5 protein-coding genes are annotated in these 4,665 nt (G+C 72.5%); 3 read left to right on the top strand and 2 right to left on the bottom strand.

Annotated elements, in window-relative coordinates:
* The 3 genes from ACFU99_RS33840 to ACFU99_RS33830 form a co-directional block, all read left to right on the top strand.
* A partial coding sequence (locus ACFU99_RS33840; protein ID WP_384399431.1) for an IclR family transcriptional regulator occupies positions 1-537 on the top strand: 537 nt, incomplete at its 5' end.
* Positions 538-574: 37 nt separating this feature from the next.
* A complete protein-coding gene (gene pepE, locus ACFU99_RS33835; protein WP_384399428.1) occupies positions 575-1,312 on the top strand; it encodes a dipeptidase PepE in 738 nt (245 codons plus the stop codon).
* A gap of 41 nt (positions 1,313-1,353) precedes the next feature.
* Complete coding sequence (locus ACFU99_RS33830; protein WP_384399425.1) at positions 1,354-2,799, top strand: lipase maturation factor family protein; 1,446 nt, start codon at positions 1,354-1,356, stop codon at positions 2,797-2,799.
* A gap of 27 nt (positions 2,800-2,826) precedes the next feature.
* Here the strand turns inward: ACFU99_RS33830 and ACFU99_RS33825 are convergent, their stop codons facing one another.
* Together ACFU99_RS33825 and ACFU99_RS33820 are read right to left on the bottom strand one after the other, a co-directional pair.
* Positions 2,827-3,456, bottom strand: a complete 630-nt coding sequence (locus ACFU99_RS33825; RefSeq protein WP_384399434.1) for a response regulator — start codon at positions 3,454-3,456, stop codon at positions 2,827-2,829.
* A 74-nt stretch (positions 3,457-3,530) separates the two neighbouring features.
* On the bottom strand, positions 3,531-4,665 hold a 1,135-nt coding region (locus ACFU99_RS33820; protein WP_384399422.1), incomplete at its 5' end, for a sensor histidine kinase.

The raw sequence follows: 4,665 nt of genomic DNA, 5'->3' as shown, positions 1-4,665 counted from the left end.
CTGCTGGCCCGGCCCGTGCTGGAGGAACTGTGCCGCGAGACCGGCGACACGGTGCTGCTGTGCGTGCCGGACAGCTTCCATATGCGCTGCGTCGCGGCCGTCGAGGGCGAGTCCGGGCCGCTGCGCTACTACCCGCTGGTCGGCGAGCTGTACCCGGCGCACGCCGGGGCCACCAGCAAGTCGTTCTACGCCTTCCTCCCCGACGACCAGCGCCACCGGCTGTTCCGGGACCGCCCCATGGCGCGGTTCACGGAACGTACGCAGACGGACCCGAACCGGCTGGAGGAGGAGTTCCGGCAGGTACGGGCGCGGGGCCACGCCTGGACGGTCGGCGAGTACGACGCGGGGGTGGCCACCCTCGCCGTCCCCCTGTTCCTGGGCCGGGAACCGTACGGCAGCCTCAGCCTGGGCGGCGCCGAGGAGCGCTTCCCCGACGGTCCCGAGGACCGCCTCGACGTGCTGCGCCGGGCCGCGCACACGCTGGAGAAACGGCTCACGACTCCCCCGCAGCGGTCGGCCCGCCGCCCCCAGAACTGACGTGACGCACAACGGATATCGAAAAGGAGCACCACCCATGGACCTTCTCCTGCTGTCCAACTCCACCCAGCACGGCCAGGGTTACCTGGCGCACGCCCTGGACACCGTCACCGGCTTCCTGCCCTCCGGCGCCCGACTCGCCTTCGTGCCCTACGCGTTGGCCGACCACGACGCGTATACGGCGCGGGTGCGCGGCGCGCTGGAGCCCTCTGGCATCACGGTGCGCGGCGTGCACGAGAGCGGCGACCCGCTCGTCGCGCTCGCGGACGCCGACGCGGTGTTCGTCGGCGGCGGCAACTCCTTCCGGCTGCTGAGCGCGCTGTACCGGACGGGGCTGCGGGACGCGCTGCGTACGGCCGTACGGGGCGGGCTGCCGTACATGGGGGCGAGCGCGGGCACGAACATGGCGGCGCCGACCCTGCGCACCACCAATGACATGCCGATCGTGCAGCCGCCGTCCTTCGAGACGCTCGGCCTGGTCCCGTTCCAGATCAACCCGCACTACCTGGACCCCGACCCGCTGAGCACGCACAAGGGCGAGACGCGCGAGGAGCGGCTGACGGAGTTCCTGGAGGAGAACGACGTGCCGGTGCTGGGGCTGCGCGAGGGCTCGTGGCTGCGGGTCGCGGGCGAGCGGGCGGCCATCGGCGGCGAGCGGCCGGCCCGGCTGTTCACGCGCGGCGCGGAGCCCCGGGAGCTCGCGGCGGGCGCGGACGCGTCGTTCCTGCTGACGGCCGAGGCGGCCTTCGACTCCCCGACGCGCCGGGCGGCCTGAGCCCGCACCGCGGACCTCCGGCGAGTGGTACGGATGAGGCCATGGAGTGGTTCGCCTCGTCCGACTACTGGCTCGCCCGGCTGGTCTTCCAGCGGGGTCTGGCCGCCGTCTATCTGATCGCCTTCCTGGCGGCGGCCGGCCAGTTCCGCGCGCTGATCGGCGAGCGGGGGATGCTGCCGGTGCCGGAGTACGTGGCGCGGGTGCCGTTCCGCGAGTCCCCCAGCGCTTTCCAGCTGCACTATTCGGACCGGTTCTTCGCCGCGTGGGCCTGGGCGGGGGCGCTGCTGGCGGCGGCCGTCGCGGCGGGGGCGGCCGACGCGGTGCCGCTGGGGGCGTCGATGGCGATGTGGGCGGCGCTGTGGGCGCTGTATCTGTCGATCGTCAACGTCGGACAGATCTGGTACGGGTTCGGCTGGGAGTCCCTGCTGCTGGAGGCGGGGTTCCTGGCCGTCTTCCTCGGCAACGCGCGCACCGGGCCGCCGGTGCTGGTGCTCTGGCTGCTGCGCTGGCTGCTGTTCCGCGTCGAGTTCGGCGCGGGCCTGATCAAGATGCGCGGCGACCGCTGCTGGCGGAAGCTGACGTGCCTGGACTACCACCACGAGACACAGCCGATGCCGGGCCCGCTGAGCTGGTTCTTCCACCGCCTGCCGCGCCCCGCGCACCGAGTGGAGACGGCGGCCAACCACGTAGCCCAACTCGTGGTCCCCTTCGGCCTGTTCGCGCCGCAGCCGGTGGCGACCTGGGCGGGGCTCGCGGTCATCTTCACCCAGCTGTGGCTGGTGGCGTCCGGCAACTTCGCCTGGCTGAACTGGCTGACGATCCTCCTGGCCGCGAGCACCGTGGACGCCGGCCTCTTCTCCCTCCCCGACGCACCGCGCTTCGCCTCTCCCCCGGTCTGGTTCGAAGCCGTCGTACTGACCGTCACCGTCCTCGTCCTGGTGCTGAGTTACCGCCCCGCCCGCAATCTCCTCACGCGCCGTCAGCGCATGAACACCTCCTTCGAACCGCTGCGCCTCGTGAACTCCTACGGCGCGTTCGGCAGCGTCAGCCGCACGCGACGAGAGGTGGTGATCGAGGGCACGCGGGACACGGAGATCACGGAGGGGACGGTGTGGCGGGAGTACGGCTTCTACGGCAAGCCGGGCGAGCCGGGGCGCTGGCCGCGCCAGTTCGCCCCCTTGCACCTGCGGCTCGACTGGATGCTCTGGTTCGTGCCGCTCAATCCGGCGTACGGCGGCTCGTGGTTCGACGGCTTCATCGAGCGGCTGCTGCTCGACGACCGCGACACGCTCCGCCTGCTCCGCCACAACCCGTTCCCGGACCGCCGCCCGGCATACGTCCGCGCCCGCTTGTTCCAGTACCGGTTCACGACCTGGCGAGAGCTCCGGGAGACCGGAGCCTGCTGGCACCGGGAGCACGTACGCGATATGACCCCTCCGGTCCGCCTGGCCGTGCCGCAGGAGCCGCACACACGCCCCGGCGCCTGACGCCGACGGCCGCGAAGGGGCTCCCGGTCATGCCAGGCCGGCCGCGATGGCGCGGCGGACGGCGTCGGCGCGGTCCTGGATGCCGGCTTTGGCGAACAGGTTGTTGATGTGGGTCTTGACCGTGGCCTCGCTGATGAAGAGTTTCTCGGCGATGGCCTGGTTGGGCAGGCCCTGGCCGATGAGGGTGAGCACCTCGCGTTCGCGGCGGGTGAGGTCCGCGGGGAGCGGCTGCGCGTCGACCGGCGTGCGGGTGCGGACGGTGGCCAGGAGACGGTTCTGCACCTGGTGGTCGAGGACGGACTGTCCCGCGGCGGCGGCCCGGATCGCGCGGACGATGTCCTGGCGCCCCGCGTTCTTCGTCAGATAGCCGCGGGCGCCGGCGTTCAGGGCGGCCAGGATCGAGTCGTCGTCGGCGAAGGTGGTCAGCACGACCACGGCCGTTCCCGGGTGGTCCTCGCTCAGCCGGCGGGTGGCCTCGGTGCCGTCCATGACCGGCATGCGCAGGTCCATCAGGACGACGTCGACCAGTGTGGCGGCCACGGCGGCGAGCACCTCGGCGCCGTCCGCGGCGGCGGCGACGACGTCGATGTCCTCGGTCATGTCGAGCACCGCGGCCAACGGCTCGCGGACGGTGGCCTGGTCGTCGGCGACGATCACCTTCAGCGGGCGCCCAGTCGACGGGTCCGGCGGGTCCTGCGGGTTCCGTGGCTCCTGCGCCGGTTCGTTCGTCGTCATCCTCGGATCACTGCCTCCACCTGCCAGCCGCCCCGGTCCGGCCCCTCGGTGAGCGGACCCGCGGTGAGAGTGCCGCCCAGCAGGGCGACGCGTTCGCGCATTCCTATCAGCCCCATGCCGCTGCCGACACCCGCGGTCGCCGCACCGGTCGCGGGCCCGTTGCGGACGGCAAGGCCGGCCGAGGCGGTGTCGAACGTCAGCTCCACCGCGACCTCGGCCCCGGGAGCGTGCCGGGCCGCGTTGGTCAGCGCCTCCTGCGCGATGCGCAGCACGTTCTGGGTGACCTGCGCCGGCAGCTCCCGGACGGCCCCGGTGACGGTGAGCGCCTCGCGGTGGCCGGACGACTCGATCATGGCGGTCAGGCTCTCCAGCAGCGGAAGGGAGTCCTCGCGCAGCGCGTGCACGGTCCACTGGGCCTGCTTCAGGCTCTCTCTGACCAGGCTCTGCGCCGTGTTGTGCGCCGCGCGGACCTTCTCCAGGTCGCCGGTGTCGATCAGGGCGTCCGCCAGCTCCAGGTGCATGTTGATCCCGGCCAGCGAGTGCGCCAGCACATCGTGGACGTCGCGGGCGATGCGGCCGCGTTCGGTGAGCACGGCCGTTCGCGCCTCGGCCCGCGCGGCCCGCTCGGCGGACTCGGCGGCCTGGAGCCTCGCCTCCACGGCCTGTTGCCTGTTGCGGCCCAGGATTCCGGCCGCCACCGGGACGCCGGTGCTGAGGCCGAAGGTCCAGGTCAGCACCTGGTGATCGGGGCCGACGTAGAAATAGAAGACGGCGCCGCACAGCAGACTGGACAGGGCCGCGACCGCCAGGGCCGGCTTGAGGGCGAGGCGGTAGCCGGCGTGGCCGACGAGGAAGTAGGCGAAGAGGTAGCCGGAACCGCTGTTGCTCGCCTCCATCAGGCCGGCGGACGCCACCACACCGGCGGTCAGCCAGAGCAGCGCGGCCCGGCGCGGGAAGGCGTGCGGCAGGTGCCTGATCAGCAGGGCCACGGAGTTGACCACCAGCAGGCCGGCCACGGCCAGGCCGCGGCCGCTGACGCCCACCGGCCGGACGGTGATGACCGCGATGACGATGATCAGCAGGGTGACGGCCCACTGGAGAGAGGCGTCGTACCGGAGCACGGCCCAAGGG

Source organism: Streptomyces sp. NPDC057654 (assembly GCF_042800135.1).
Lineage (GTDB): Bacteria > Actinomycetota > Actinomycetes > Streptomycetales > Streptomycetaceae > Streptomyces.
This window is presented reverse-complemented; position numbering and strand designations above follow the sequence as displayed.